38 protein-coding genes are annotated in these 24,895 nt (G+C 41.5%); all 38 read left to right on the top strand.

The genetic code is table 11. The features are described from left to right. The first annotated feature begins 8 nt into the window (after positions 1 to 8). A complete protein-coding gene (gene rpoC, locus UMU13_RS03820) occupies positions 9 to 4,067 on the top strand; it encodes a DNA-directed RNA polymerase subunit beta' (RefSeq protein WP_328217248.1) in 4,059 nt (1,352 codons plus the stop codon). Positions 4,068 to 4,278: 211 nt separating this feature from the next. Continuing rightward, complete coding sequence (rpsL, locus tag UMU13_RS03825; RefSeq protein ID WP_328217249.1) at positions 4,279 to 4,650, top strand: 30S ribosomal protein S12; 372 nt, start codon at positions 4,279 to 4,281, stop codon at positions 4,648 to 4,650. Positions 4,651 to 4,662: 12 nt separating this feature from the next. Then, on the top strand, positions 4,663 to 5,133 hold the full coding sequence (gene rpsG / locus UMU13_RS03830; RefSeq protein ID WP_013885657.1) for a 30S ribosomal protein S7: 471 nt from the start codon (positions 4,663 to 4,665) through the stop codon (positions 5,131 to 5,133). A 12-nt stretch (positions 5,134 to 5,145) separates the two neighbouring features. Further along, on the top strand, positions 5,146 to 7,221 hold the full coding sequence (fusA, locus tag UMU13_RS03835; RefSeq protein WP_328217252.1) for an elongation factor G: 2,076 nt from the start codon (positions 5,146 to 5,148) through the stop codon (positions 7,219 to 7,221). A gap of 15 nt (positions 7,222 to 7,236) precedes the next feature. Beyond that, on the top strand, positions 7,237 to 8,427 hold the full coding sequence (gene tuf, locus UMU13_RS03840; protein ID WP_013885646.1) for an elongation factor Tu: 1,191 nt from the start codon (positions 7,237 to 7,239) through the stop codon (positions 8,425 to 8,427). Positions 8,428 to 8,439: 12 nt separating this feature from the next. Continuing rightward, the gene (gene rpsJ, locus UMU13_RS03845; protein ID WP_273266736.1) at positions 8,440 to 8,748 is read left to right on the top strand and encodes a 30S ribosomal protein S10; all 309 of its coding nucleotides are present in this window, start codon (positions 8,440 to 8,442) and stop codon (positions 8,746 to 8,748) included. A 15-nt stretch (positions 8,749 to 8,763) separates the two neighbouring features. After that, complete coding sequence (rplC, locus tag UMU13_RS03850; protein WP_328217255.1) at positions 8,764 to 9,408, top strand: 50S ribosomal protein L3; 645 nt, start codon at positions 8,764 to 8,766, stop codon at positions 9,406 to 9,408. 8 nt (positions 9,409 to 9,416) lie between these two features. Continuing rightward, a complete protein-coding gene (gene rplD, locus UMU13_RS03855) occupies positions 9,417 to 10,043 on the top strand; it encodes a 50S ribosomal protein L4 (protein WP_328217256.1) in 627 nt (208 codons plus the stop codon). Beyond that, entirely contained in the window at positions 10,040 to 10,321 is a 282-nt protein-coding gene (locus UMU13_RS03860) for a 50S ribosomal protein L23 (RefSeq protein ID WP_013885662.1), read from the top strand. The genes rplD and UMU13_RS03860 overlap by 4 nt, the downstream gene beginning before the upstream one ends. Positions 10,322 to 10,333: 12 nt before the next feature. Further along, positions 10,334 to 11,158: a 50S ribosomal protein L2 gene (gene rplB / locus UMU13_RS03865; protein WP_328217257.1), complete on the top strand. Its 825-nt coding sequence runs from the start codon at positions 10,334 to 10,336 to the stop codon at positions 11,156 to 11,158. 11 nt (positions 11,159 to 11,169) lie between these two features. Further along, positions 11,170 to 11,448, top strand: coding sequence for a 30S ribosomal protein S19 (rpsS, locus tag UMU13_RS03870; protein ID WP_328217259.1), 279 nt, complete (start codon positions 11,170 to 11,172; stop codon positions 11,446 to 11,448). Positions 11,449 to 11,459: 11 nt separating this feature from the next. Then, positions 11,460 to 11,792: a 50S ribosomal protein L22 gene (rplV, locus tag UMU13_RS03875; RefSeq protein WP_328217260.1), complete on the top strand. Its 333-nt coding sequence runs from the start codon at positions 11,460 to 11,462 to the stop codon at positions 11,790 to 11,792. 13 nt (positions 11,793 to 11,805) lie between these two features. Continuing rightward, positions 11,806 to 12,465 (top strand): 30S ribosomal protein S3, encoded by a 660-nt coding sequence (rpsC, locus tag UMU13_RS03880; protein WP_273266731.1) that lies wholly within the window; start codon positions 11,806 to 11,808, stop codon positions 12,463 to 12,465. 2 nt (positions 12,466 to 12,467) lie between these two features. Continuing rightward, positions 12,468 to 12,896 (top strand): 50S ribosomal protein L16, encoded by a 429-nt coding sequence (gene rplP / locus UMU13_RS03885; protein WP_328217262.1) that lies wholly within the window; start codon positions 12,468 to 12,470, stop codon positions 12,894 to 12,896. Beyond that, positions 12,893 to 13,087 carry a 50S ribosomal protein L29 gene (gene rpmC / locus UMU13_RS03890; protein WP_013885668.1) on the top strand — a complete coding sequence of 65 codons (195 nt, stop codon included), beginning with the start codon at positions 12,893 to 12,895 and terminating at the stop codon, positions 13,085 to 13,087. The genes rplP and rpmC overlap by 4 nt, the downstream gene beginning before the upstream one ends. A 1-nt stretch (position 13,088) precedes the next feature. Beyond that, positions 13,089 to 13,364 (top strand): 30S ribosomal protein S17, encoded by a 276-nt coding sequence (gene rpsQ, locus UMU13_RS03895; RefSeq protein ID WP_328217264.1) that lies wholly within the window; start codon positions 13,089 to 13,091, stop codon positions 13,362 to 13,364. 19 nt (positions 13,365 to 13,383) lie between these two features. Next, positions 13,384 to 13,752: a 50S ribosomal protein L14 gene (gene rplN, locus UMU13_RS03900; protein WP_328217266.1), complete on the top strand. Its 369-nt coding sequence runs from the start codon at positions 13,384 to 13,386 to the stop codon at positions 13,750 to 13,752. Between the two features lie 9 nt (positions 13,753 to 13,761). Then, complete coding sequence (gene rplX / locus UMU13_RS03905) at positions 13,762 to 14,094, top strand: 50S ribosomal protein L24 (protein WP_328217268.1); 333 nt, start codon at positions 13,762 to 13,764, stop codon at positions 14,092 to 14,094. 14 nt (positions 14,095 to 14,108) lie between these two features. After that, entirely contained in the window at positions 14,109 to 14,651 is a 543-nt protein-coding gene (gene rplE / locus UMU13_RS03910) for a 50S ribosomal protein L5 (RefSeq protein WP_328217270.1), read from the top strand. Between the two features lie 9 nt (positions 14,652 to 14,660). After that, positions 14,661 to 14,846 carry a type Z 30S ribosomal protein S14 gene (locus UMU13_RS03915; protein ID WP_328217271.1) on the top strand — a complete coding sequence of 62 codons (186 nt, stop codon included), beginning with the start codon at positions 14,661 to 14,663 and terminating at the stop codon, positions 14,844 to 14,846. Between the two features lie 41 nt (positions 14,847 to 14,887). Further along, entirely contained in the window at positions 14,888 to 15,286 is a 399-nt protein-coding gene (gene rpsH, locus UMU13_RS03920) for a 30S ribosomal protein S8 (RefSeq protein ID WP_442902130.1), read from the top strand. A 14-nt stretch (positions 15,287 to 15,300) separates the two neighbouring features. Next, a complete protein-coding gene (rplF, locus tag UMU13_RS03925) occupies positions 15,301 to 15,837 on the top strand; it encodes a 50S ribosomal protein L6 (RefSeq protein ID WP_328217273.1) in 537 nt (178 codons plus the stop codon). Positions 15,838 to 15,848: 11 nt separating this feature from the next. Continuing rightward, positions 15,849 to 16,202 carry a 50S ribosomal protein L18 gene (gene rplR, locus UMU13_RS03930; protein ID WP_328217274.1) on the top strand — a complete coding sequence of 118 codons (354 nt, stop codon included), beginning with the start codon at positions 15,849 to 15,851 and terminating at the stop codon, positions 16,200 to 16,202. Between the two features lie 14 nt (positions 16,203 to 16,216). Continuing rightward, positions 16,217 to 16,705 carry a 30S ribosomal protein S5 gene (rpsE, locus tag UMU13_RS03935; protein WP_303701211.1) on the top strand — a complete coding sequence of 163 codons (489 nt, stop codon included), beginning with the start codon at positions 16,217 to 16,219 and terminating at the stop codon, positions 16,703 to 16,705. A gap of 11 nt (positions 16,706 to 16,716) precedes the next feature. Continuing rightward, positions 16,717 to 17,157 carry a 50S ribosomal protein L15 gene (gene rplO, locus UMU13_RS03940; RefSeq protein WP_328217279.1) on the top strand — a complete coding sequence of 147 codons (441 nt, stop codon included), beginning with the start codon at positions 16,717 to 16,719 and terminating at the stop codon, positions 17,155 to 17,157. Positions 17,158 to 17,219: 62 nt separating this feature from the next. Beyond that, a complete protein-coding gene (gene secY, locus UMU13_RS03945; protein ID WP_328217280.1) occupies positions 17,220 to 18,536 on the top strand; it encodes a preprotein translocase subunit SecY in 1,317 nt (438 codons plus the stop codon). Next, complete coding sequence (locus UMU13_RS03950) at positions 18,533 to 19,180, top strand: adenylate kinase (RefSeq protein ID WP_328217281.1); 648 nt, start codon at positions 18,533 to 18,535, stop codon at positions 19,178 to 19,180. The genes secY and UMU13_RS03950 overlap by 4 nt, the downstream gene beginning before the upstream one ends. A gap of 3 nt (positions 19,181 to 19,183) precedes the next feature. Continuing rightward, positions 19,184 to 19,927 carry a type I methionyl aminopeptidase gene (gene map, locus UMU13_RS03955; protein ID WP_328217282.1) on the top strand — a complete coding sequence of 248 codons (744 nt, stop codon included), beginning with the start codon at positions 19,184 to 19,186 and terminating at the stop codon, positions 19,925 to 19,927. Between the two features lie 9 nt (positions 19,928 to 19,936). Then, a complete protein-coding gene (gene infA, locus UMU13_RS03960; RefSeq protein WP_013885682.1) occupies positions 19,937 to 20,155 on the top strand; it encodes a translation initiation factor IF-1 in 219 nt (72 codons plus the stop codon). Positions 20,156 to 20,169: 14 nt separating this feature from the next. Beyond that, a complete protein-coding gene (rpmJ, locus tag UMU13_RS03965; RefSeq protein ID WP_013885683.1) occupies positions 20,170 to 20,283 on the top strand; it encodes a 50S ribosomal protein L36 in 114 nt (37 codons plus the stop codon). 11 nt (positions 20,284 to 20,294) lie between these two features. Next, complete coding sequence (gene rpsM, locus UMU13_RS03970) at positions 20,295 to 20,663, top strand: 30S ribosomal protein S13 (RefSeq protein WP_303701216.1); 369 nt, start codon at positions 20,295 to 20,297, stop codon at positions 20,661 to 20,663. Between the two features lie 23 nt (positions 20,664 to 20,686). Next, entirely contained in the window at positions 20,687 to 21,067 is a 381-nt protein-coding gene (rpsK, locus tag UMU13_RS03975) for a 30S ribosomal protein S11 (protein WP_303702189.1), read from the top strand. Between the two features lie 15 nt (positions 21,068 to 21,082). After that, positions 21,083 to 21,709: a 30S ribosomal protein S4 gene (rpsD, locus tag UMU13_RS03980; RefSeq protein ID WP_328217284.1), complete on the top strand. Its 627-nt coding sequence runs from the start codon at positions 21,083 to 21,085 to the stop codon at positions 21,707 to 21,709. Positions 21,710 to 21,744: 35 nt separating this feature from the next. Next, on the top strand, positions 21,745 to 22,749 hold the full coding sequence (locus UMU13_RS03985; protein WP_169310299.1) for a DNA-directed RNA polymerase subunit alpha: 1,005 nt from the start codon (positions 21,745 to 21,747) through the stop codon (positions 22,747 to 22,749). Further along, the gene (gene rplQ / locus UMU13_RS03990; RefSeq protein WP_328217285.1) at positions 22,750 to 23,160 is read left to right on the top strand and encodes a 50S ribosomal protein L17; all 411 of its coding nucleotides are present in this window, start codon (positions 22,750 to 22,752) and stop codon (positions 23,158 to 23,160) included. It abuts the gene before it with no gap. Between the two features lie 6 nt (positions 23,161 to 23,166). After that, the gene (locus UMU13_RS03995; RefSeq protein ID WP_328217286.1) at positions 23,167 to 23,754 is read left to right on the top strand and encodes an ATP-binding cassette domain-containing protein; all 588 of its coding nucleotides are present in this window, start codon (positions 23,167 to 23,169) and stop codon (positions 23,752 to 23,754) included. A gap of 7 nt (positions 23,755 to 23,761) precedes the next feature. Further along, positions 23,762 to 24,328: an ABC transporter ATP-binding protein gene (locus UMU13_RS04000; protein ID WP_328217287.1), complete on the top strand. Its 567-nt coding sequence runs from the start codon at positions 23,762 to 23,764 to the stop codon at positions 24,326 to 24,328. 9 nt (positions 24,329 to 24,337) lie between these two features. Then, entirely contained in the window at positions 24,338 to 24,892 is a 555-nt protein-coding gene (locus UMU13_RS04005) for a class II aldolase/adducin family protein (protein ID WP_328217288.1), read from the top strand. The last annotated feature ends 3 nt before the right edge of the window (positions 24,893 to 24,895 follow it).

The raw sequence follows: 24,895 nt of genomic DNA on the forward strand, positions 1-24,895 counted from the left end.
AGGGCTAAGTGACAGCTATTAAAAGTAATCCGACTAAGGATGATAAAAGCCCGGTTTTCTTCGATGCTTTAAGAGTGAGAATCGCGTCACCGGAAAAGATAAGAAGCTGGTCTTCCGGTGAAGTTTTGAAGCCAGAAACAATAAATTACAGGACTTTTAAGCCGGAAAGGGACGGGCTTTTCTGTGCAAAAATATTCGGTCCTGTGAAGGACTGGGAATGTCTTTGCGGCAAATATAAGCGTATGAAACACAGAGGCATTGTCTGTGAAAAGTGTGGTGTGGAAGTTATTCAGTCCAAAGTAAGACGGGAGCGCATGGGTCATATCGACCTTGCTTCACCGGTGTGTCATATATGGTTCTTCAAAGGCTCGCCAAGCCGTATAGGGGCAATGCTTGATTTAAATATCAAGGATATTGAGCGGGTCATATATTTTGAATCTTATATTGTAATAAATCCGAAATCAACCCCTTTAAAAGAGAAAGAACTGCTCAGTGAGGAAAGGTACAGGAAGTTGGTTGAAGAGTACGGTCACGGTTCCTTTGTTGCCAAGATGGGCGCTGAAGCTATAAAGGATCTTCTTAAAAAAGTTGACCTTGATCTTTCCATAATTGAGCTGAAAACTGAGCTTAAAGAAACAGGAAGTATGCAGAAAAAACTCAAGATTGCCAAAAGGCTTAAGATAATGGAGGCTTTCCGCCGCAGTGGCAACAAGCCTGAATGGATGATACTCGATGTTGTGCCGGTAATCCCGCCCGAGTTGAGACCCCTTGTACCACTGGACGGGGGACGGTTTGCAACAAGTGATCTGAATGACCTTTACAGACGTGTGATTAACAGAAACAACAGGCTCAAAAAACTAATTGAGCTTAATGCTCCTGAAATCATTGTACGAAACGAAAAAAGGATGCTTCAGGAATCGGTGGATGCACTTTTTGACAACGGAAGAAGAGGCAGGGTCATCAGAGGATCCAATAAACGTCCTTTAAAATCCCTCAGTGACATGATTAAGGGTAAACAGGGGCGGTTCAGACAAAACCTTCTGGGCAAAAGGGTTGATTACTCCGGACGTTCGGTAATTGTTGCCGGTCCGCATCTGAAAATGCATCAGTGCGGTATTCCAAAGCTGATGGCTTTGGAACTTTTCAAACCTTTTATTTACTATAAACTGGAAAAGGAAAAGGGGCTGGCCGCCACCATTAAACAGGCTAAAAAAATGGTTGAGGAACAACGCTCTGAGGTCTGGGATATTCTCGAGGAAGTCATATCAGAACATCCTGTTATGCTGAACAGAGCGCCAACACTTCACAGGCTGGGTATTCAGGCTTTTGAGCCGAAGCTTGTTGAAGGTAAGGCCATACAGCTGCACCCTCTCGTTTGCCCGGCTTTTAATGCTGACTTCGACGGTGATCAGATGGCAGTTCATGTTCCGTTATCTCTCGAGGCGCAGCTGGAAGCCAGAACCCTTATGCTTTCAACTAACAGTGTACTTTCACCAGCTCACGGGAAACCCCTTTCTGTTCCCACTCAGGATATGGTACTGGGGATTTACTATCTGACCAGAGGCATGGATAACGCAAAGGGCGAAGGAAAGATTTTTTCATCACCTCAGGAAGTTGTGGTTGCATATGATCAGAACAAGCTTGATCTGCATGCCAGAATTAAGGTCAGGATAGATGATAAACTCTACGATACCGTAACCGGAAGGGTTATTCTGTTTGAAGTGGTACCGACAGGAGTGGATTTTGAGGTTGTGAACAGAGTTCTCGGTAAAAAGGAGCTGACAAAGCTCGTTGATTATGTATATAAAAAACATGGGAACTATTATACGGTTAAGTTCCTGGATGACTTAAAAGATTTAGGTTTCCGCTATTCCACAAAAGCCGGATTTTCGATATGTGTAGACGATTTTGTTATTCCTGAAGAGAAACAGCAGCTTGTTGATGAAGCTTTTAATAAGGTTATGGATATAGAGGAGCATTACCGTGAAGGAGCTCTGACAGCCGGCGAACGTTATAACCAGATAATCGATATATGGTCACGTGCAAACGATTCTATCACCAATAAACTTATGACCAATCTGGCTAACCTTGGCGGTGATAAGAGTGCGGAAGATAAACATGAAAAATTTTATAACTCTATATTTGTAATGGCTGACTCAGGTGCACGGGGAAGTAAAGCGCAGATTAGTCAGCTTGCAGGTATGAGAGGCCTTATGGCCAAACCTTCAGGGGAAATTATAGAAACGCCTATTATTTCTAATTTCAGAGACGGTCTCACAGTGCTTCAGTACTTTATTTCAACACACGGAGCAAGGAAAGGTCTCGCTGATACCGCTCTTAAAACTGCTAACTCAGGATACCTTACAAGAAGGCTTGTGGATGTGTCCCAGGATGTAATAGTATCCGATGAAGATTGCGGAACTATTAAGGGTATAGAGATAAGTGCTCTTATGGAAGGCAGTGAAGTTATTGAAACTCTCGGGGAAAGAATATACGGAAGATATACTCTTGAAGATGTTTATGACCCGGTTACCGACGATCTGATTATTGAAGCAAATACACTTATAACGGAAGACATCGCAGAGAAAATAGAGCGTGCTGGTATTGACAGGATTACCGTAAGATCAGTGCTGACCTGTGAGCTGGATCATGGTGTATGTAAGCATTGCTACGGCATGGATCTGGGCACAAGAAGAGAAGTGGAAGTAGGTGAATCTGTTGGTATAATTGCTGCACAATCGATTGGTGAACCGGGTACACAGCTGACGATGAGAACGTTTCACATTGGTGGCGCAGCATCAGCGTCCGCTGAAGAATCCGGTATAAATGCCAAATTCGGCGGTAAAGTGAAATTTGTGGACATTAACCTTGTCAGAAACCGCTACGAACAGAATGTTGTTCTTAACAGAAACGGCAGTATTCAGATAGTGGATAAAGACGGCCGGGTAGTTGAAAAATACAACATTACATATGGAACGAAAATCCTTGTGGAAGACGGTGAAACTGTTAATCAGGGCAGACTGTTGGCCGAATGGGATCCCTTTGCAGCGGTAATCATGACGGAGCAGGAAGGCAGGGTAGCCTTTGGTGATATTATTGAAGGGGAAACTCTGAAAGAGGATATTGACCCGATTACCGGACTTTCACAGAAAGTTGTGATTAGTAATACTAGGGATAAGAAGCAGCCCAGAGTTTCTATAAAAAACAAAGAAAATAAAACTGCGGAGAGATATATCCTTCCCGTCGGAGCTATGATAACAGTCGAAGAGGGGGAAGAGGTGTATCCCGGCGATGTTGTAGCGAAAATACCGAGGGAAACCCAAAAAACAAAAGATATCACAGTGGGTCTTCCCAGGGTTGCCGAACTTTTTGAAGCCAGAAAGCCGAAAGAACCCGGTATCATTGCTGAGATTGACGGTGTGGTAAAAATAGAAGGCAGTACAAAAGGCTACAGAAAAGTTGTTATCGAAAATGAGGAAACGGGCGATAGGAAGAACTACAATATTTCAATCCAGAAATATGTAAATGTCAGAGAGGGAGACAGAGTTAAAGCAGGTGAAGCGCTTGTTGACGGTCTTGTTAATCCCCATGATATTTTGTCAGTTCTCGGTGAAGAAGAGTTGCAGAAGTATATCGTTAATGAGATACAGGAAGTTTACAGGAAACAAGGTGTTACTATTAACGATAAACACATTGAGGTTATTTCAAAACAGATGCTAAAGAAAATTTTAATTGAAGACCCCGGTGATTCTGAATTTATGCCTAATGAAGAGGTATATAAAGCCGATTTTACCAAAGTTCAGCAGGACCTTTTAGCAGAGGGGCTTACACCTCCCAAAGGCAGACCTATACTACAGGGTATTACAAAGGCAGCCCTGAACACTGAAAGCTTCATTTCTGCAGCCAGTTTTCAGGAAACAACCAGAATACTTACAGATGCTTCGTGTTCCGGTAAGACAGACAAGCTGAGAGGACTTAAGGAAAATGTGATTATGGGTAAACTTATCCCTGCCGGTACAGGTTCTGAACACATTAAGACTGAAAAATTCAAGTTTATGAAAAACTGATAAGCGGGAGATTTTCTCCCGCTTTTTTGATACGTTAATAAAATCGCATAATAAACCTTGACATTAGTAAAAACCGTTGATAATATCTGAGGCTCATTTTGAGGTAAGTATATTTATGCGTAATGATAATACTGCAGTGCCTAAAAGGCTGATTAAGCAGGATATAAAAGGGATAAAAAATACAAACGTTTCAACTTTTGGAGGTGTTTAGGTGCCAACTTTGAACCAGTTAGTGAGAAAGGGCAGAAAAGAAGTAGGGAAGAAAACAAAATCTCCTGCATTGAGAGATAATCCTCAGAGAAGGGGAGTTTGTGTAAGAGTTTATACTACAACACCCAAGAAGCCTAACTCTGCATTGAGAAAGGTTGCAAGGGTGAGGCTTACCAACGGTGCTGAGGTTACAGCATACATACCGGGAATAGGCCACAATCTTCAGGAACACTCTGTTGTGCTGGTAAGAGGCGGCAGGGTAAAGGATTTACCTGGTGTTAGATATAAGATAGTCAGAGGTGCTCTGGATACAGCCGGTGTTGCTGACAGAAAGCAGAGCAGATCAAAATATGGCGCAAAAAGGCCAAAGTAGGAAGGTGTTTTTATGGCTAGAAGAAGAGTAGCGAAAAAGAGAGTAATAATCCCTGATCCCATCTTTCATGAAACTTTGGTTACCAAGTTTATTAACAGTCTTATGTATGACGGTAAAAAGTCCGTTGCGGAGAAAGTATTTTATGATGCGATGGATATGATAAAGGAAAGACGCGGAGAAGAAGGGCTGGATGTGTTTAAAAAAGCCATCGATAACATAAAGCCCGTGCTGGAAGTTAAATCCAGAAGAGTGGGCGGGGCTACTTATCAGGTGCCTGTTGAAGTTAGAGCTGAAAGAAGACAGGCGTTAAGTATCAGATGGCTGATAGCAGCAGCAAGAGCCCGTAGAGAGAAGACAATGGTTGAGAGGCTTGCTTCAGAGATAATGGACGCAGCTGATAATAAAGGGGTATCAATTAAAAAGAGAGAAGATACTCACAGAATGGCTGAAGCAAATAAAGCCTTCGCTCATTTCAGATGGTAGAAGGAGGTATTAGTGGCTAGAAAGTATTCGCTCGAAAGACAGCGAAATATCGGTATCATGGCACATATTGATGCGGGTAAAACAACAACAACAGAAAGAATCCTGTTTTATACAGGTGTAAATTATAAAATCGGCGAAGTTCACGACGGTGCTGCAACTATGGACTGGATGGAGCAGGAAAAAGAGCGTGGAATAACGATTACTTCAGCTACAACCCAATGTTTCTGGAAGGATCACAGGATTAATATTATAGACACTCCCGGACACGTTGATTTTACTGTGGAAGTGGAAAGGTCTCTTAAGGTTCTCGATGGTTCAGTAGCAGTTTTTTGTGCGGTAGGTGGTGTTGAACCTCAGTCGGAAACAGTTTGGCGTCAGGCTGATAAATACGGTGTGCCACGGATTGCGTTTGTCAACAAAATGGACAGAGTGGGTGCAGACTACTTTAGAGTTGTTGATATGATAAAAAATCGTCTGGATGCGAGACCTTTGGTCTGTCAGCTGCCCATCGGTGTGGAGGATTCTTTTGAAGGTGTTATTGATCTTATCAGGATGAAAGGTATTGTCTGGCACGGTGAGGAGCTTGGTGCCAAATATGACTATATAGACATTCCGTCTGAATATGTTGAGCAGGCTGAAAAATACAGGGAAAGCCTTGTTGAGATGGTTTGTGAAACAGATGAAACATTGATGGAAAAATATTTTGAAGGTGAAGATATCTCCGAAGAGGAATTGGTTTCTGCAATAAGGAAAGGGACGAATAATCTCGAATTTACTCCCGTTTTTTGTGGGAGTGCCTTTAAGAATAAAGGTGTGCAGCCTCTGCTTGATGCTGTTGTTGACTATATGCCTTCACCACTTGATGTACCTCCCATCAAGGGAATTAAACCAGGTACTGAGGAAGAGGTTGTTAGAAGACCGGTTGATGATGATCCTTTTGCAGCGCTTGCTTTTAAGATAACAACTGATCCTTATATGGGACAGTTAACATATTTCAGAGTATATTCGGGAAGCCTCGAGGCAGGGAACTATATTTACAATGCATCCAAAGGTAAAAAAGAACGTGTTGGCAGACTTCTGAAGATGCATTCAAATAAAAGGGAAGAGATTAAAGAAATTTTTGCCGGTGATATCTGTGCCACCGTCGGTTTGAAGTTTACAACCACAGGGGATACTCTGTGTGATGAAAAGGATCCTGTAGAACTTGAGTCTATGGAATTTCCCGAGCCTGTTATCTCGGTTGCTATTGAGCCCAAAACACGCAGTGATCAGGATAAACTGTCCTCAGCTCTGGCAAAACTTGCTCAGGAAGACCCCACTTTTAAAGTAAAAGTGGATGACGAAACAGGTCAGACCATTATATCAGGAATGGGCGAGCTGCATCTGGACATAATTGTTGACAGGCTGTTGAGAGAATTCAAGGTTGAAGCTAATGTAGGAAGTCCGCAGGTTGCTTACAGAGAAACAATTAGAAAGACCGTTAAGCAGGAATCTAAATATATAAAACAGTCCGGTGGTAGAGGGCAGTATGGTCATGTTTGGCTGGAGCTTGAGCCTCTTGAAGCTGGCGAAGGTTTTCAGTTTGAAAATAAGATTGTGGGTGGGGCCATCCCTAAAGATTTCATCCCTGCAGTTCAAAAAGGTATCGAAGAGGCAATGGAAGCCGGTGTTCAGGCAGGTTTTCCCGTTGTTGATGTTAAAGTAACCCTTTACGACGGATCGTTTCATGAAGTTGACTCATCAGAGATGGCTTTTAAAATTGCGGCTTCGATGGGTTTTAAGGACGGGATGAAAAAGGCCTCTCCGGTTATACTGGAGCCTATAATGAAAGTCGAAGTTGTTGTACCTGAAGAATATATGGGTGATGTTATGGGAGATTTAAACTCCCGGAGAGGAAGAGTTGAAGGTATGGATTCCAGAGGCAATACTCAGGTTATAAACAGTTATGTTCCGCTTAAAGAGATGTTCGGCTATGCTACGAACCTGAGATCATTAACGCAGGGCAGGGCTACTTATACAATGCAGTTTAGCCATTACGAGGAAGTCCCTGCGACCATTGCTGAAGAAATTGCAAAATCAAGAGTATAGAGTCAGGAGGAAAGGATGTCCAAGCAAAAGTACGAAAGGAAGAAACCTCACGTAAACGTAGGCACGATAGGCCACGTTGACCATGGTAAGACGACATTGACAGCAGCGATGACACATGTACTGTCATTAAAGGGGTACGCAGATTATATTGAGTTTGGTAATATAGACAAGGCCCCTGAGGAGAAGGAGCGTGGTATAACGATAGCCACTGCTCATGTTGAGTACGAGAGCGACAAGCGCCACTATGCACACGTAGACTGTCCTGGTCACGCAGACTATGTAAAGAACATGATTACAGGTGCAGCGCAGATGGACGGAGCGATATTGGTAGTAAGTGCAGCGGACGGCCCTATGCCTCAGACAAGGGAGCACATTCTTTTGGCGAGACAGGTAGGAGTTCCCAGTATAGTAGTTTTCATGAACAAGTGCGACATGGTGGATGATGAGGAGTTGCTTGAGCTTGTAGAGCTTGAGATAAGAGATCTTCTAAACACCTATGAATTTCCCGGAGATGATATTCCGATAATCAAGGGTAGTGCACTGCAGGCGTTGGAGAATGCTGAAGATGAAGAGAAGACGAAGTGTATATGGGAATTGCTTCAGGCGATGGATGATTATATACCTGCTCCTGAGCGTGATATAGACAAGCCGTTTTTGATGCCGATCGAGGATGTATTCAGTATATCCGGCCGTGGGACAGTAGTTACGGGAAGAGTTGAGCGAGGTAAGGTAAGGGTACAGGACGAGATAGAGATAGTAGGGCTTACAGACACCCGTAAGACTGTGGTAACGGGAGTTGAGATGTTCCGTAAGATACTTGATGAAGGAGAAGCCGGAGATAATGTAGGTGTACTTCTTAGAGGTATCAAGAAGGATGATGTAGAGCGTGGTCAGGTACTTGCGAAGCCAGGTAGTATAACGCCGCACCGTAAGTTTAAGTGTGAGGCATATATATTGACAAAAGAAGAGGGTGGTCGTCATACGCCATTTTTCAGCGGATATCGTCCACAGTTTTACTTCCGTACGACGGATGTGACTGGAGTGATAACATTGGCTGAGGGAGTAGAGATGGTAATGCCCGGAGATAATATCAGCTGTGACGTGGATTTGATTCAACCGATAGCGATGGAGCAGGGGTTGAGATTTGCTATACGTGAAGGCGGCAGGACAGTAGGTGCCGGTGTCGTTACAGAAATCGTGGAGTAATAGAGGTATATAATGGCTGAACAAAAGATACGAATAAAATTAAAAGGCTACGATCATAAAATACTGGATAAAGCAGTAAAGGATATAGTCAGCACGGCCAAGAGGACGGGGGCACAAACGGTGGGCCCTATACCATTGCCCACGAAAAAGGAAAAATTTACAGTCCTGAAATCTCCCCATGTCAACAAGAAGGCGAGAGACCAGTTTGAAATCAGGACTCACAAGAGACTTGTTGATATTTTTGAGCACAACCCACAAACTATTGATGCACTTATGAAGCTGGAGTTATCAGCTGGTGTGGATGTTGAAATAAAACTATAAAGGTAGGGCAGGTCAATGTTTAAGGCAATATTAGGAAAAAAAATAGGGATGAGTCAGATTTTTACTCCTGAAGGTAAAGTAATTCCTGTTACAGTTATTGAGGCAGGCCCTTGCACAGTGGTACAGAAGAAAAACGTAGCCAGCGACGGCTACAATGCTTTACAAATGGGGTATCAAAAGATTAAAAAAGTTAAAAATGTAACCAAGCCTATGTTGGGACATTTTAAGAAAAACAATCTTGAGCCTTTTAAGGTACTCAAAGAGGTGAAGGTTGAAAATCCTGACGAGTTTGAGATAGGTCAGGAAGTTACAGTGGAAGCCTTTGTAGAAGGTGACGTAGTCGATGTGCAGGGAAAATCTATCGGTAAAGGATTCCAGGGTGTCATGAAAAGGTATAACTTTGGCGGCGGCCCTGCTTCGCACGGTTCGAATTTTCACCGTGAACCCGGTTCGATCGGTATGTGTGAAATGCCGGCTGAAACACCAAAAGGAAGAAAAATGCCGGGAAGAATGGGCGGTAAAAAAGTTTCCGTTCAGGGAATCAAAGTAGTTAGAGTTATGCCGGAGAAAAATCTGTTGTTAGTAGCCGGAGCTGTTCCCGGGCATAAAAATTCCACTGTATTTTTAAGGGAATCTACTAAGAAACAAAAAAGTAATTAGAGGTCGTTATGAGCAAATTGGATGTTATAAATACGAATGCAGACAAAGTGGATGAATTGGATATATCCGAACAGTTGATGGATTATCCGGAAAAACCCTGGCTTGTTCATGAGGTTGTTAAAATGCAGCTCGCAGGCAGAAGAGCCGGAACACACGCCACAAAAAACAGGGCTAATATATCCGGAGGCGGTAAGAAACCCTGGAGGCAAAAAGGTACAGGCAGGGCAAGAGCAGGCTCATCCAGGTCCCCTCTTTGGGTCGGCGGTGCCACAATGTTTGGTCCTCAGCCCCGCAGTTATGCATATAAGATGCCCAAAAAGAAAGTTAGATCGGCTTTAAAATCTGCCTTTAGTTCAAAGCTTAAAGATGGTAGCGTGAAGGTTTTTGATAAACTTGCTACTGAAAACGGCAAAACTAAAGAAGCTGCTGAGATTTTGGCAAAATCGCAAGCCGAAAGAAACGTGCTTGTCCTCTTTACAGAGTACGATGAAAAGATGATAAAAGCATTTAGAAATATCCCTTATGTAAAGTTGTTGAATGTGCAAGGATTAAATGTGTACGACACAGTACATGCTGAAAATATTTTGATGTCTCAGGAATGCCTTCAAAATGTTATGGAGGTACTGGAAAAATGATATCCGTTTATGATGTAATTAAAAAGCCTTTGATTACGGAAAAGGCCGTGAGCCTTAAGGAAGATCAGAACCAAGTCGTATTTTCGGTTCATCCGCAGGCTAACAAAGTACAAATAAAACAAGCTGTGGAAGAGCTTTTTGAAGTTAAGGTTAAAGATGTAAAGACCATGAATTTTAAGGGCAAAAAGAAGCGTTTCGGCCTAACTCTGGGAAGAAGAGACGACTGGAAAAAAGCGGTGGTTATGTTAGAAGAAGATCAAAAGCTTGAGTTTGTTTAAGAGAGGAATGTTATGGGTGTTAAAAAATATAAACCAACGTCACCTGGTGTCAGGTTCAGAACGAATGATGATTATTCCAATGTAACTGCTGAGAAGCCTGAAAAGTCATTGGTTAAACCTCTGGCTAAAAAAGGTGGAAGAAACAGTTACGGAAGGATTACCGTCAGGCATAAAGGCGGTGGAAACAAGAGGCTTTACAGAGTAATTGACTTTAAGAGGAATAAGATTGATGTCCCCGGTGTCGTTAAAACAATAGAATATGATCCTAACAGAAGTGCAAGGATTGCACTGGTTGTGTATGCTGATGGAGAAAAAAGATATATTCTTGCTCCTATCGGGCTGAAAGTGGGAGATCATGTTTTAAGTGGTAAAGATGCCGATATAAAGCCCGGCAACTCACTGCTGCTGAAAGAAATCCCCGTTGGGACAGTGTTGCACAATGTGGAACTCAGGCCTGGTAAAGGCGGCCAGCTGGCAAGGTCTGCCGGTACATATTCCCAGCTTCTTTCAAAGGAGAAAGGGTATTGCCACGTGAGACTGCCGTCCGGTGAAATCAGACTGGTAAATGCCGAATGCAGGGCAACAGTCGGCCAGGTTAGCAATCCTGAACATGAAAATCTGTCTGTTGGTAAAGCCGGAAAGAACAGATGGTTTGGAATACGCCCAAGTGTACGCGGCGTTGCCATGAACCCGATCGACCATCCTCACGGTGGTGGTGAAGGCAGAACAAGCGGCGGCAGACACCCTGTTACGCCATGGGGTAAACCAACTAAGGGTTATAAAACTAGAAAGAGTAACAAGCCGACAAATAAATATATTATTTCAAGGCGTAGATAAAGGAGGATAACGTGCCGAGATCCCTCAAAAAAGGACCGTTTATAGATGATCATTTGCTGGATAAGGTAAATACAGCAAAAGAGAAAGGGGATAAGAAGGTTATTAAAACCTGGTCAAGAAGAAGTACGATTCTGCCTGAAATGGTGGGTTTGACATTTGCAGTACATAATGGTAACAAATTTATCCCTGTTTATGTAACTGAAAATATGGTCGGTCACAAGCTCGGTGAGTTTGCTTTGACGCGTACGTTTCGCGGCCATAAAAAAGACGATAAAAAAGTTAAGAGATAGGTGGGATGATCATGGATGTTCAAGCTAAAGGAAGGTATGTAAGAGTATCTCCCAGAAAAGCTCGTCTCGTAGCTGACTTAGTAAGAGGCAAAAGCGCAGAAGCCGCGATAGATATTCTTAATTTTACTCCTAAGAAAGCGGCGAAAGATATTACGAAGGTTATCAAATCTGCGGTTTCAAACGCTGAAGAAAATCATGGCGTGAGAGATGTTTCCGGATTGAAGATAAAGGAAATCAGAGTTGACGGCGGTCCTATTCTGAAAAGATATATGCCGAGAGCCTACGGCCGTGCGACTATGATACGCAAAAGGACCAGTCACATAACAGTTGTTTTGTCGGAATAGTGGAGGTGAAATAGTGGGGCAAAAAGTACATCCTGTGGGAATTCGGATTGGAGTTAATAAAAACTGGAAGTCCGTTTGGTATGCAGGTAAAAGAGAATACAGAAAAAATCTTATGGAAGATCTTAAAATCAGAGATTTTCTTAAAAAAAGGCTGAAACAGGCCGGGGTGTCTTCAGTTGATATAGAAAGGATGGGCTCTAAACTTAAAATAACTCTCAATACAAGCAGACCCGGGATTGTTATAGGCAAGAAAGGGGCTGAGATAGAGAAACTGAAAAAGGAGCTCAATAAGTTCACTGCTGCTGATGTACAGGTTGGTATCAGGGAAATTAAAAAACCTGAAACCGATGCACAGTTAATCGCTGACAACATAGGTTTCCAGTTGATCAGAAGGGTTGCCTTCCGTAGGGCAATGAAAAAGGCCGTACTGCAGGCTATGAAAGCCGGAGCTCAGGGGATAAAAGTAATGTCATCCGGGCGACTTGCCGGATCCGATATGGCTAGAACCGAATGGTACATAAGAGGCAGAGTTCCTCTTCAAACTCTGAGAGCAGATATTGAATACGGTTATTCCGAAGCCTTGACCACATATGGGATAATCGGTGTTAAGGTCTGGCTTTTTAAAGGTGAAATAATTGAAGCTAAGAATAATAGTAGTGCAGAGGTAGATTAATCATGTTAATGCCAAAAAAGTTAAAATACCGAAAACAGTTTAAAGGCAGGATCAAAGGAAAGGCCACAAAAGGCAATTCCATAGAATTTGGTGAGTACGGTTTGCAGGCCACCCAGAAAGGGAAGATTACCAGCAGGCAGATAGAAGCTGCCAGGATTGCTATCAACAGGTCTTTACGTAGAGGAGGAAAGGTATTTATACGTGTTTTTCCCCATAAGCCAATTACTCAGAGACCTGCTGAAACAAGAATGGGTAAAGGTAAAGGCGCTGTGGAATTCTATGTAGCTCCCATAAAAGAAGGTACAATATTGTACGAAGTACGCGGAGTTTCAGAAGAGAAAGCGCAGGAAGCTTTGAGACTTGCTTCCCACAAACTCCCTGTAAAGTGTAAGTTTGTCAGAAAATCACAGGTTGAAGGAGGCGAAGAATGAAGCCTTCAGAGATAAGAGAAATGACAGCTAATGAAATAGAAAATAAGGAAAAAGAGCTTCGTGAAGATTTGTTCAGACTCAAATTTAAACTGGCAACCGGAGAGCTGGAAGATACGTCGAAAATTAAGTTGACGCGCAGAGATATCGCCAGATTGAAAACAATCTTAAAAGAGAAAAAAGCAGAGGTATAAGATGCAGGAAAGAGGTGTAAGAAAAACAAGAAAGGGCGTTGTTACCAGTAATAAAATGGACAAAACGATCGTTGTCAAAGTTGAAGGGCTAAAGCTTCACAGCAGATATCAAAAGTATATTAAAAGAAGCAAAGAGTTTAAAGCTCATGATCCGAACAATGAGTGTCAAGTGGGCGATATAGTGGAAATTATGGAAACAAGACCTATCAGCAAAACCAAACGCTGGAGATTTGTAAAGTTGATAGAACGTCCGATTGGGGCTGCAGATAATAGTTAAATAGTTTAGGGGTATAAATATGATTCAGATACAATCTAATCTAAAAGTGGCAGATAACTCTGGTGCGAGAGAAATACAGTGTATTAAAGTGCTTGGTGGCTCAAAAAAGAAATACGGCAGAATTGGTGATGTTATAGTTGCGAGTGTAAAAGATGCCATACCTGACAGTAATGTTAAAAAAGGCTCTGTTGTCAAGGCAGTAATAGTTAGGACAAGAAAAGAGAACAGGCGTACAGACGGAACCTATATCAAATTTGATGATAATGCTGCCGTTTTGATTAACAAAAATAACGAGCCACTTGGTACACGTGTTTTCGGCCCTGTTGCAAGGGATTTGAGAGCTAAGGGATTTGTAAAAATAGTCTCCATGGCTCCTGAGGTACTTTAGGAGGTAATAATGGCATTGGTAAAATATAAACTGAAAAAAAATGATCCTGTTATTGTTAAAGTAGGAAAAGACAGGGGCAAAAAGTCTAAAATACTTAAAGTTGACAAAAAAAACGCTAAGTTATTTTTAGAGGATGTCAATGTAGTAAAGAGGCACACAAAACCGAATCCTATGGATCCGGACGGCGGAATTCATGAAAAAGAGATGCCGATAGACATTTCAAATGCAATGTATTACTGCAAAAAATGTGACTCCGGCGTGCGGCTAGGTATAAAAGTCCTCGGCTCCGGACAGAAACAGCGATTTTGCAAGTCATGCGGCGAAATTGTCGATAAAGATTAATAGAGAGGTATAGGATGTCTGTTTTGAAGGAAAAATACAGAAATGAAGTGATTCCACACCTGCAAAGCAAGTTTGGGTATAAGAATGTGATGCAGATACCTAAGATAGAAAAAGTTGTTCTTAATATGGGTGTTGGAGAGGCTATTGGTAATCCTAAAATTCTGGAAAATGCTGTTAGTGATATGACAATGATTGCCGGTCAAAAACCGGTTGTTACCAAAGCCAAAAAATCAATTGCCGGATTTAAGCTGAGAGAAGGTATGCCTATAGGGTGTAAAGTCACACTAAGAGGTGAAAGGGCTTATGAATTTTTAAACCGCCTTATCAATGTTGCTTTGGCCAGAGTGAGGGATTTCTCCGGTGTAAACCCTAAATCTTTTGATGGAAGGGGAAATTATGCTCTCGGACTTAAAGAGCAAATTGTTTTTCCGGAAATTGATTATGATAAAATTGATAAAATTAGAGGTTTTGATGTTATTATAACTACAACAGCACAAACAGACGAGGAAGCAAGAGAGCTTCTAAGGGCACTTGGAATGCCATTTGCAGAAAGTTAGGAGGAAATTGTGGCAAAAACATCGAAATATTACTCAGCAATGAGAAAGAAAAAATTTAAGGTAAGAGAATATAGCAGGTGCCCCATTTGCGGCAGAGCAAGATCTTACATAAGAAGGTTTGATATGTGCAGGATTTGTTTCAGGCAGCTGGCAAATGAGGGGATGATACCTGGTGTGAAAAAAGCAAGCTGGTAAGCAGCTTGGATATCGATTACCTCGAAAAAAGGAGATGAATTATGGTAATGACTGATCCAGTATCGGATATGCTGGCACGTATCAGAAACGCAAATATGGTGAATCATCAGCAGGTTAGTTTGCCATATTCCAAATTAAAAGAATCAATTCTGGAAATAATGAAAAACGAAGGGTATATTAAGAACTATCGTGTAGAGACAGAAAACAATAAGAGCACGATTAATGTCCTTCTGAAGTATTCCGAATTGGGTGATCCGGTTATTAAAGGCCTTAAAAAAGTTAGTAAACCGGGCAGACGACAATACGTAAAATCAAAAAATCTCAGCCCTGTACTTGGTGGACTGGGCACAGGAATCGTATCTACTTCCCATGGATTAAAGACCGTCAAGAATTGTATTAATGAAAAAATCGGCGGTGAATATCTGTGTCAAATCTGGTAAATGGGGTATAAATTATGTCAAGGATCGGAAAAAAACCAATAGAGATACCAAACGGTGTCAAAGTTAGTGTAAAAGATAATGTCGTAGCTGTTGAAGGACCTAAGGGCAAGCTTTCTGAACGAATTCACCCTTTGGTTGATGTAAATCTTGATGACAGCAATATTTCGGTTTCCATTAATGATGAAAGTAAGAAGAGTAGATCCCTTTACGGCTTGTCCCGGACACTTATTAACAATATGATTATAGGTGTATCCGAAGGATTCCAGCGCACACTTCTCATAGAAGGTGTAGGATACAGGGTTGCTCTAAAGGGAAAAAACTTGGATTTTTCCCTGGGTTATTCACATCCTATTGTTGTGGAACCCCCTGAAGGCATTGAATTTGCCGTTGAGGGCAATCAGAAACTCATTGTTAAAGGTGTAAGCAAGCAACAGGTCGGCCAGGTTGCGGCTGATATAAGAAAGCTTAGAAAGCCTGAACCTTATAAAGGCAAAGGTGTTAGGTACGAGGATGAGCGTATCATAAGAAAAGCCGGCAAATCTGGAAAATAGTGGGGTGAGAAGTGGCTAAGTTAAGCAGAAGTGAAGTCAGAAGAAAAAAACATTTCAGAATAAGAAAAAAAATATCAGGTACAGCTGATAAACCCAGACTGTGTGTGTTTAAAAGCAATAAATATTTTTACGCACAATTGATAAATGATGAAAACGGTGTGACATTGGCATCAGCATCAAGTATAGAGAAAGACCATAGAGGTAATGCAAATAAGCAGTCTGCAACAGATGTCGGCAAGAGGATTGCCGAAAGAGCTATGGAAAAGGGCTGCAAAGAGGTTGTTTTTGACAGAAGCGGATATATTTATCACGGCAATATCAAGGCCTTTGCAGATTCTGCAAGAGAGGCCGGCCTCGAATTTTAAACAAGGAGGATACATTGAGCACAAATGATAACCAGTTAGTGGATAAAGTTGTAAACATAGGAAGGGTTACAAAGGTTGTAAAAGGCGGTAGAATTTTCAGATTTACTGCTATTGTTGTGGTAGGCGACTACAATGGGAGAGTAGGTATAGGCCAGGGAAAAGCCCGTGAAGTACCTGATGCCATAAAAAAGGCTTCCGATGATGCCAAAAAGAATCTCGTGGAGGTTCCTGTGGTAAAGGGGACTATTCCTCACGAAACGATTGGAAAATACAGTGCGGCCGAAATTGTTATGAAGCCTGCTGCCCCCGGTACGGGTATCATTGCTGGGAGCGTTACGAGGTCGCTCTTTGAACTTGCAGGGGTTCAGAACATACTTGCTAAATCCACACGGAGCAGAAATCCTTTGAATCTTCTTTATGCAGGATTAAACGGGCTTTTAAGTATAAGAACTCTGGAAGAAGTTGCCGCAGCAAGAGGAAAAACTGTACAGGAAATTATCTAAGAGGTGTCTAAATGAATTTGCACGACTTAAAACCGGCAGATAATGCCAATAAAAACAGAAAAAGGCGCGGCAGAGGCGGCTCCAGTGGTCTTGGTACCACTTCCGGCAGAGGTCATAAGGGTCAAAAGGCAAGATCCGGAGGAGGCGTGAGGCCAGGCTTTGAAGGCGGTCAAATGCCGCTTACCAGAAGACTGCCTAAAAGAGGTTTCGATAACTCGAAATTTGCCAAAACTGTCGAAATTGTGAATTTAGCGGATATAGAGAGAAAGTACGCAGACGGGGAAACTGTAAACAGAGAAACACTTGTTGAAAAAAGACTTATAAAGGGTAAAAAAGATTTGATAAAAGTACTCGGTGAAGGTGATTTTTCCAAAAAATTAACGTTTGATGTTGATAAAGTATCCGGTTCTGCGGAAGAGAAGATTAAAAAAGCCGGAAGCGAGCTCAGCTGACGGGATATACAAATCAAAAGAATCACAGGAACGCGGAAATATAATATTTATTGAGGTTATTAATGTTTAAAAAGATTGAGAACATATTTTCGGTACCCGAATTAAGAAGACGGATATTGTTTACACTTGCCTTGTTAATAGTTTATAGAATCGGTACACATGTACCCACGCCAGGTATAAATTCTGATGCGCTGCAGCAGTTTTTTGCCCAGCAGTCCGGTAACATTCTTGGTATGGTTGACATGTTTACCGGAGGTGCTCTCAGTCGTTTAACCGTTTTCGGACTTGGTATTATGCCTTATATTTCCGCCTCAATTATTATACAGTTATTAACAGTTGTTGTTCCGCACTTGGCTGAACTGAAGAAACAGGGCTCAGAAGGCCAGGAGAAAATAACGAAATACACAAGGTATGGTACAGTTGGCATAAGTGCTGTGCAGGGGCTTGGTATAGCTATAGGGCTGGAAGCCATGAATTCTCCAACGGGCACGGCAGTTGTTATGTTTCCGGGGTGGGGATTCAGACTCGTGACAGCTCTGACCCTGACAACAGGTACTGTCTTTCTTATGTGGCTGGGTGAGAGGATAACGGAAAAAGGTATCGGCAATGGTATTTCCCTTATAATATTTGCTGGTATTGTTGCAAGGTTTCCTGCTGCAGTGGCAAACACCTTTAGAATGATGCAGACCGGGGAACTTCAGATTATCACACTGATTGTTGTACTTGCGATTATACTTGGTGTTACGGCAGCTATTGTATATGTGGAGATTTCCAGCAGACGACTGCCTATTCAGTATGTCCGGAAGGCCGGAGCCGGAACCAGAGGCGGGAATGTTTCTAATTCTTATCTGCCCCTGAAGCTGAACCCGGCAAATGTTATCCCGATAATTTTTGCCGCGTCCATTATGTCATTCCCCAGTACTCTTTCTACCTTTTCACAAAATTCAATTTTTTCTCAGATCGGTGTGTGGTTTTCCCCCTCATCGCCAGTTTACTATATTTTGTATGTAGTAATGATTGTGTTTTTCACTTATTTTTATACATCTATCATTTTTAATCCGGATGATGTAGCTGACAATATACAGAAAAGCGGTGGAGTCATACCAGGCAAAAGACCCGGCAAAGCAACGTCAGATTTTATCGATTATGTCCTTTCCAGACTGACATTTATTGGAGCACTGTATCTTTCTGTTTTGGCGATTTTGCCCCAGTTTATCATATCCTGGTTTAACGTTCCGTTCTATTTCGGCGGCACAAGTCTTCTTATTGTAATAGGTGTGGGGCTTGATCTTATTCAGCGTATTGAATCGCATCTGATAACACATAATTATGACGGATTTTTAAAGAGAGGAAAAGTTAAAAGAGGTGGTTTTGCATGATTAATATGGTTTTTTTGGGCCCTCCGGGGGCGGGTAAGGGTACTCAGTCTGAACAGATTATTAAGGATTTTGGAATTGTGCAAGTTTCAACAGGTGATATCCTCAGAAAAGCTGTAAAAGATGGAAGTGAACTCGGAAAACTTGCCAAGCAGTATATGGATGAAGGCAAACTGGTGCCGGATGATGTGATTATAGGCATTGTAAAAGATCGTTTGAAAGAAAATGATTGCCAGAACGGTTTCATACTTGACGGTTTTCCCAGAACCATACCTCAGGCTGAAGCTCTGGATAAAATGCTTAAAGAAGATCTGAATATATCTCTGACACATGTGATTTCTCTGGAAGTGGATGACGGAAAAATTATAGAAAGGCTGACCGGCAGAAGAACCTGTCCGCAGTGCGGCAGAGGTTACCATATTTCTTTTGATCCCCCGCAAAAGCAAGAAATTTGTGATGAATGCAACACTCAGCTTATTCAAAGGGATGACGATAAAGAGGAAACAATAAAAAAACGACTGAACGTTTATCACGAGCAGACAGTGCAGTTAAAGGATTACTATGGAAAACAGAGTATACTGACAACTGTGGACGGTGAAAAAACTCCCGATGAGGTATATAAAAATATTAAAGATATTTTAAGCTGACATATGGTTATATTGAAATCTTCCAGTGAACTGGAATATATGAGAAAAGCCGGGGCAATTGTAAAAGAGGTTCTTAACGGTTTATACGATATTATAAAACCCGGTGTTACCACAAAAACTATTGACAAATATGTTTATGATACTATAATTTCCCGCTCAGCTACGCCTTCGTTTAAAAATTACCGGGGGTTCAGCGGTTCAGCTTGTGTATCGATAAACGAAGTGGTTGTTCACGGAATACCAGGAGAGAATGTTCTCAAAAACGGCGATATAATAAGTGTGGATGTTGGAGCATATAAAGACGGTTTTCACGGAGATGCCGCCAGGACATACCCTGTCGGTGAAATAAGTGACAAAGCGTCAAAACTGATAGACGTAACAAAAGGAAGTTTTTTTAAAGGAATTGAAAAGGCTGAAGTCGGCGGGAGACTGCTTGATATCTCTAATGCTATTCAGACTTATGTCGAAGAAAATGGATTTAATGTAATAAGGGATTATTACGGACACGGAATCGGCAGGGAGTTGCATGAAGACCCTGCTATACCTAATTACGGGAAACCTAACCGCGGCACAAGGCTTAGGGCTGGCATGGTTTTAGCAATAGAACCTATGGTTGTTGAAGGCAGTTATGAGGTTGAAACTCTGGATGACGGCTGGACAGTCGTGACAAAAGACCGGGGGCTTGCTGCACATTATGAAAATACTGTGGCAATTACCCATAACGGGCCGGAAATATTAACAAACTAAGGAATTGGTATGGGGAAAAAGGATACTATCGAGTTTGAAGGCACAGTACTTGAAGCGTTGCCCAATGCAATGTTCAGAGTAGAGCTGGAAAACGAACACGAAGTTTTGGCTCATTTATCAGGCAAGATGCGTATGCATTTTATCAGGATTCTACCGGGTGATAAGGTTACCGTAGAGATTTCCCCGTATGACCTGTCAAGAGGAAGAATTACTTACAGGCACAAATAAGCAAGGAGTCAGTAATGAAAGTGAAAGCTAGTGTAAAACCGATATGTAAAAAGTGTAAAGTAATTAAGCGCAGGGGAATTGTAAGAGTTATTTGTGAAAACCCCCGTCACAAGCAAAGACAAGGTTAAGGAGGCAATTAGTGGCACGTATAGCTGGTGTTGACATACCTAATAATAAAAAAGTGGAAGTGGGGCTTACCTATATCTACGGAATCGGTCCGAGTACCGCTTTGAGAATTGTTGAAGAATCCGGGGTAGACCGCACAAAACGAGTTAGTGAACTCAGTGAGCAGGAAATTTCCGCAATCAGGAAATTTATCGACTCTCATCTGATGGTGGAAGGTGATCTGCGTAAAGAAAAGGCTATGAACATTAAACGCCTCATGGAGATTAACTGTTACAGAGGATACAGACATAAAAACAATATGCCCTGCAGAGGGCAGAAAACACGCAGTAATGCCCGCACAAGAAGGGGCATGGCCGGAAGAGGCAGTATAAAAAGAAAATAAGTTTAGCATAGAGTGGAGGAATCATGGCTAAGCCAAGAAAAAGAAGAGAAAAAAGAAATATCCCCAAGGGTGTAGCGCACATTCAGTCGACATTTAACAATACAATTGTTACTTTTTCCGATATTAACGGCAATACGGTCTGCTGGTCAGCCAGCGGCGGAGAAGGGTTTAAGAATTCGAGAAAATCCACCCCTTATGCAGCTCAGCTGACAGCTGAATCTGCTGCCAAAAAGGCTCTTGATAACGGAATGAGAGAGGTGGAAATTAATGTGAAAGGTCCAGGAGCGGGCCGGGAAAATGCAATCAGGGCAATTCAGTCTGCAGGTATTAAGATAACAGTTATCAGGGACACTACTCCTGTGCCACATAACGGCTGCAGACCGAGAAAGAAAAGAAGAGTATAATGTTGGAGGTTAGCTTTGGCTAGATATACAGAAGCGGTATGTAAATTATGCAGGAGAGAAGGACAAAAGCTGTATTTGAAAGGTGAAAGGTGCTTTAAAGACAAGTGCGGTTTTGAGAAAAAAGGGTATCCACCCGGTCAGCACGGTCAGATGCGTAAAAAAATCAGTGATTATGGAATGCAGCTAAGGGAAAAACAGAAGGTTAAAAGGATATATGGTGTTTTAGAGGCACAGTTCAGAGTGTATTTTGCAAAAGCGGTGCAAAGGGAAGGCATTACCGGTGAGAATCTGCTGCAGATACTTGAGAGAAGGCTGGATAATGTTGTCTTCAGGTCAGGTTTTGCAAGCAGCAGGAACGAAGCAAGGCAGTTTGTCAATCATAATCATTTTGTTGTAAACGGCAAAAAAATAAATATCCCTTCATTTCAGGTTAGACCCGGGGATGTTGTTGAACTGAAAGAGAAAAGCCGCAAAATTCCACGTATAAATGAATCGCTTGAAACGGCGGAAGGCAGAGGAATTCCGGAATGGGTTGCAGTCGACAAATCGGGATATAAATCCACTGTTAACAGATTGCCCGCTAGAGATGATATAGCTTATGACATTCACGAACACCTGATTGTCGAGCTTTACTCTAAGTAACTATAGGTTAGTTAGTATTGGAGGATTATTTAATGATAGTAATGAATTTTAGAAGCCTTATAAAGCCGAAAAAAATTGAGCAGGAAAAAGTTACAAAGAATTACGGGAAATATTCTATAGAACCGTATGAAAAAGGCTTCGGTATTACTGTGGGCAACGCTTTAAGAAGGGTTTTGCTCTCTTCGATAGAAGGGAGTGCTGTTGTCGGCATTAGAATTGATGGTGTAAACCACGAATATGCAACTATACCCGGAGTTCTTGAAGATGTTGTTGATATTATTCTTAATGTCAAATCTCTTGATCTTAAGCTTCATACCCATGAGCAGCGAAAAGTAAGAATTGAGAAAAAAGGTGAAGGCAACGTTACAGCTGCCGACATTATTGGTGATCCAAATGTTGAAGTTCTGGACGGAAGTCAGCACATTGCAACCATCACCGATCCCAATGTAACGCTCAATATGGAGTTGTTTGTTGAAAGAGGCGTCGGATATGTCCCTGCTGAGGATATGAAGGAGAAATTTGATGAAGTGGATATCATTCCTGTTGATGCTGTCTTTGCACCAATAAGAAAGGTTAACTACACAGTTGACAATGCAAGGGTTGGCCACAGTACAGATTATGATAAACTCATCCTTGAGCTTGAAACCGACGGTTCCATCAACCCTGAAGATGCCATTGCATTTGCTGCTAAAATTATAAAAGATCATATGGAACTTTTTATCAATTTTGAAGAGCCGGAGTATGAAGAAGAGGAAGATGAAGTTGATGAGAAGAATGAGCAAATCCTTGAACTTTTGGATAAAAGCATCGAAGAGCTTGAGCTGTCAGTGAGGGCATATAACTGCCTTAAAAATGCTGAAATTAAGACTTTGGCTGAGCTCTGTTCCAAAACTGATGCAGAAATGCTGAAAACAAAAAACTTTGGAAGAAAGTCACTGGAAGAGATTAAAAAAGTTTTGAGTGAGCTGGGACTGAGCTTAGGAATGGATTTGGAGAGTATCGGTTATACTGAGAAAAATGAATCTGAGGGAGAGGAATAAATGCGTCACAGAATATCCGGAAAAAAGTTAGGTAAATCAACACCACATAGATATGCTATGTTGAGAAACATGGCTAAATCTTTAGTGGAACATGGAAGAATAGAAACAACTGTAGACAGAGCGAAGACTCTCAGACAGTTTGTTGAGCCCTTGATCACACTTGGCAAAAAAGGTGATGTTTCCGCCAGGAGACTCGCTTTAAGACGACTCCCCGATAAAAAAGCGGTTCACAGGATTTTCGATGAAATATCACCTAAATTCAAAAACAGACCGGGTGGATACACCAGGATACTGAAAACTGGATACAGGGAAGGTGATAACGCTAATTCTGCAATAATAGAATTTGTAGAGGATATCAGTACACCCGGGCAATCTTCGGAAAATGAGGAAACTGCAGAAAAAAGTGAATAAGCATATATGAATAAATCAGATATGAAAAGGGGGGTTAAAAGCCCCCCTTTTTTTTTAGAAGCAAAAAATCTGAATTTTTCAAGAAACAATGAAATAATTTTGAAGGATATCAATTTCACCGGCGCTTTTAGTGGAGTCTGTCTTATCAAAGGAATGGTGGGCACAGGCAAAACCACACTTTTGAAATTAATTGCAGATATCTTTGAACCCGATTCCGGCATGGTCTCGCTTAAATATAAAGATGTAGAAAGTACTAAATATTTTGTTCATGCCAACCCCGAATTTAATTTTGTAATGGGAAACGTCCAGGATGAGATTAAAATAGCAGGATTGAACTCTGATAAGTTTGACAGCTACAATAATATGGATATTGATGAATTATCAGGCGGTCAGCTTAAAAAACTATCCGTTTTGATTGCAGTTGAAAGCAATAAGGATATTGTTATAATAGATGAGCCCTTTGAGATGCTTGATGATAATGAAATGATGAATGTCTATGAAACAATAGTGGAGAAATCCGGTAAAAAGGGATTTGTTATTGCTACACATGAAAATATTCTGGATGATGTAGCTGAAGTGATAATTAATCTGTGAGAGATAGATGTATTTTTATGCTGATCAGCTGAGCTTGTCTGCGGATGGGAAAACAATATTTCATGATATTTCTTTTGAGCTTTTAAAAGGCAGTATTACATGTGTTTACGGATGCAATGGTTCCGGAAAAACAGTGTTGCTAAAAACATTATTGGGGCTCATACAACCTGACAGAGGGGAAATTAGAAAGTTTGTTGATAATAATGAAATAGGTGCCTGTCTGCAGTTTCCGGAACACCTTATATATCATTCAACAGTTGAGAAAGAAATCATAAGCTTAACTTCAGACAGAGGATTGGCTGATGAGGTTTTGCAAAATCTGGGGCTGACAGGTAAAAGTACAGTTTCTCCTATGCTTTTAAGTGAGGGGCAAAAAAGACTGATGTTTCTCATGTCGCTGTTTGTTTCGCATACACTGGTTTTTATCGACGAGCCTTTTACATCTCTTGACCGCAGGAGTATTAATTTTATCGCTGATAAAATGAAAGTTTACGCCGGAAATGGTAAAAGCATTCTTTATACCACAAACAGGGTCAGGCAAACTGTTCATGCTGATAAGATTGTTAAATTATAGAGGTTTGTTATGAGAATAGAAGATCAGTTTGTTTTTTATGGCAAAAAATGTGTAGAAGAGGGGATGACAACCTCATTCTTCGGTAATATTTCTTTTTTGCAGGGTGATCTGCTGTATATTACTGCATCAGGAGCTATGCTTGACGATCTGGGACAAAATGATATTTTGCAGCTTAATATTAAAAAGGAATTTCCTGCTGAAAAAAGTGCTTCATCTGAATTGTGTGTTCATCGTAAGATATATGAAAGAACATCTTTTAAAAGCGTAATACACACCCACAGCTTATATACAGTTATTCTTTCAAAGCATGAATCACAACTTTCATTTCAGCTTTCCGAAGTGTTGCCTTTCCTGGAGAACATACCGGTTGTTGAAGGCAGAAGCGGCAGTATGCAGCTGGCTGAGAATGTGGCGTCTGCCGCCGAAAAAAGCTGTCTTGTGGTTGTGAAGGAACATGGTGTATTTGCCCAGGCTTCATCATTGAAAGAAGCCTATGTCAGAATTTCAGCTTTGGAATATGTCAGCAAAAAGACCGTCCTTGAACAGATATATTATCGGGGATGATGT

The sequence above is a fragment of the Flexistipes sp. genome (assembly GCF_036172515.1).
GTDB lineage: Bacteria > Chrysiogenota > Deferribacteres > Deferribacterales > Flexistipitaceae > Flexistipes.

Excerpts from the sequence above, each read along its gene's own strand:
- rpsG (WP_013885657.1), top strand. The coding sequence starts at position 4,663 with ATGGCTAGAAGAAGAGTAGCGAAAAAGAGAGTAATAATCCCTGATCCC.
- tuf (WP_013885646.1), top strand. The coding sequence starts at position 7,237 with ATGTCCAAGCAAAAGTACGAAAGGAAGAAACCTCACGTAAACGTAGGC.
- rpsJ (WP_273266736.1), top strand. The coding sequence starts at position 8,440 with ATGGCTGAACAAAAGATACGAATAAAATTAAAAGGCTACGATCATAAA.
- rplC (WP_328217255.1), top strand. The coding sequence starts at position 8,764 with ATGTTTAAGGCAATATTAGGAAAAAAAATAGGGATGAGTCAGATTTTT.
- rplD (WP_328217256.1), top strand. The coding sequence starts at position 9,417 with ATGAGCAAATTGGATGTTATAAATACGAATGCAGACAAAGTGGATGAA.
- UMU13_RS03860 (WP_013885662.1), top strand. The coding sequence starts at position 10,040 with ATGATATCCGTTTATGATGTAATTAAAAAGCCTTTGATTACGGAAAAG.
- rplB (WP_328217257.1), top strand. The coding sequence starts at position 10,334 with ATGGGTGTTAAAAAATATAAACCAACGTCACCTGGTGTCAGGTTCAGA.
- rplV (WP_328217260.1), top strand. The coding sequence starts at position 11,460 with ATGGATGTTCAAGCTAAAGGAAGGTATGTAAGAGTATCTCCCAGAAAA.
- rplP (WP_328217262.1), top strand. The coding sequence starts at position 12,468 with ATGTTAATGCCAAAAAAGTTAAAATACCGAAAACAGTTTAAAGGCAGG.
- rpmC (WP_013885668.1), top strand. The coding sequence starts at position 12,893 with ATGAAGCCTTCAGAGATAAGAGAAATGACAGCTAATGAAATAGAAAAT.
- rpsQ (WP_328217264.1), top strand. The coding sequence starts at position 13,089 with ATGCAGGAAAGAGGTGTAAGAAAAACAAGAAAGGGCGTTGTTACCAGT.
- rplN (WP_328217266.1), top strand. The coding sequence starts at position 13,384 with ATGATTCAGATACAATCTAATCTAAAAGTGGCAGATAACTCTGGTGCG.
- rplX (WP_328217268.1), top strand. The coding sequence starts at position 13,762 with ATGGCATTGGTAAAATATAAACTGAAAAAAAATGATCCTGTTATTGTT.
- rplE (WP_328217270.1), top strand. The coding sequence starts at position 14,109 with ATGTCTGTTTTGAAGGAAAAATACAGAAATGAAGTGATTCCACACCTG.
- rpsH (WP_442902130.1), top strand. The coding sequence starts at position 14,888 with ATGGTAATGACTGATCCAGTATCGGATATGCTGGCACGTATCAGAAAC.
- rplF (WP_328217273.1), top strand. The coding sequence starts at position 15,301 with ATGTCAAGGATCGGAAAAAAACCAATAGAGATACCAAACGGTGTCAAA.
- rplO (WP_328217279.1), top strand. The coding sequence starts at position 16,717 with ATGAATTTGCACGACTTAAAACCGGCAGATAATGCCAATAAAAACAGA.
- secY (WP_328217280.1), top strand. The coding sequence starts at position 17,220 with ATGTTTAAAAAGATTGAGAACATATTTTCGGTACCCGAATTAAGAAGA.
- UMU13_RS03950 (WP_328217281.1), top strand. The coding sequence starts at position 18,533 with ATGATTAATATGGTTTTTTTGGGCCCTCCGGGGGCGGGTAAGGGTACT.
- map (WP_328217282.1), top strand. The coding sequence starts at position 19,184 with ATGGTTATATTGAAATCTTCCAGTGAACTGGAATATATGAGAAAAGCC.
- infA (WP_013885682.1), top strand. The coding sequence starts at position 19,937 with ATGGGGAAAAAGGATACTATCGAGTTTGAAGGCACAGTACTTGAAGCG.
- rpmJ (WP_013885683.1), top strand. The coding sequence starts at position 20,170 with ATGAAAGTGAAAGCTAGTGTAAAACCGATATGTAAAAAGTGTAAAGTA.
- rpsK (WP_303702189.1), top strand. The coding sequence starts at position 20,687 with ATGGCTAAGCCAAGAAAAAGAAGAGAAAAAAGAAATATCCCCAAGGGT.
- rplQ (WP_328217285.1), top strand. The coding sequence starts at position 22,750 with ATGCGTCACAGAATATCCGGAAAAAAGTTAGGTAAATCAACACCACAT.
- UMU13_RS03995 (WP_328217286.1), top strand. The coding sequence starts at position 23,167 with ATGAATAAATCAGATATGAAAAGGGGGGTTAAAAGCCCCCCTTTTTTT.
- UMU13_RS04000 (WP_328217287.1), top strand. The coding sequence starts at position 23,762 with ATGTATTTTTATGCTGATCAGCTGAGCTTGTCTGCGGATGGGAAAACA.
- UMU13_RS04005 (WP_328217288.1), top strand. The coding sequence starts at position 24,338 with ATGAGAATAGAAGATCAGTTTGTTTTTTATGGCAAAAAATGTGTAGAA.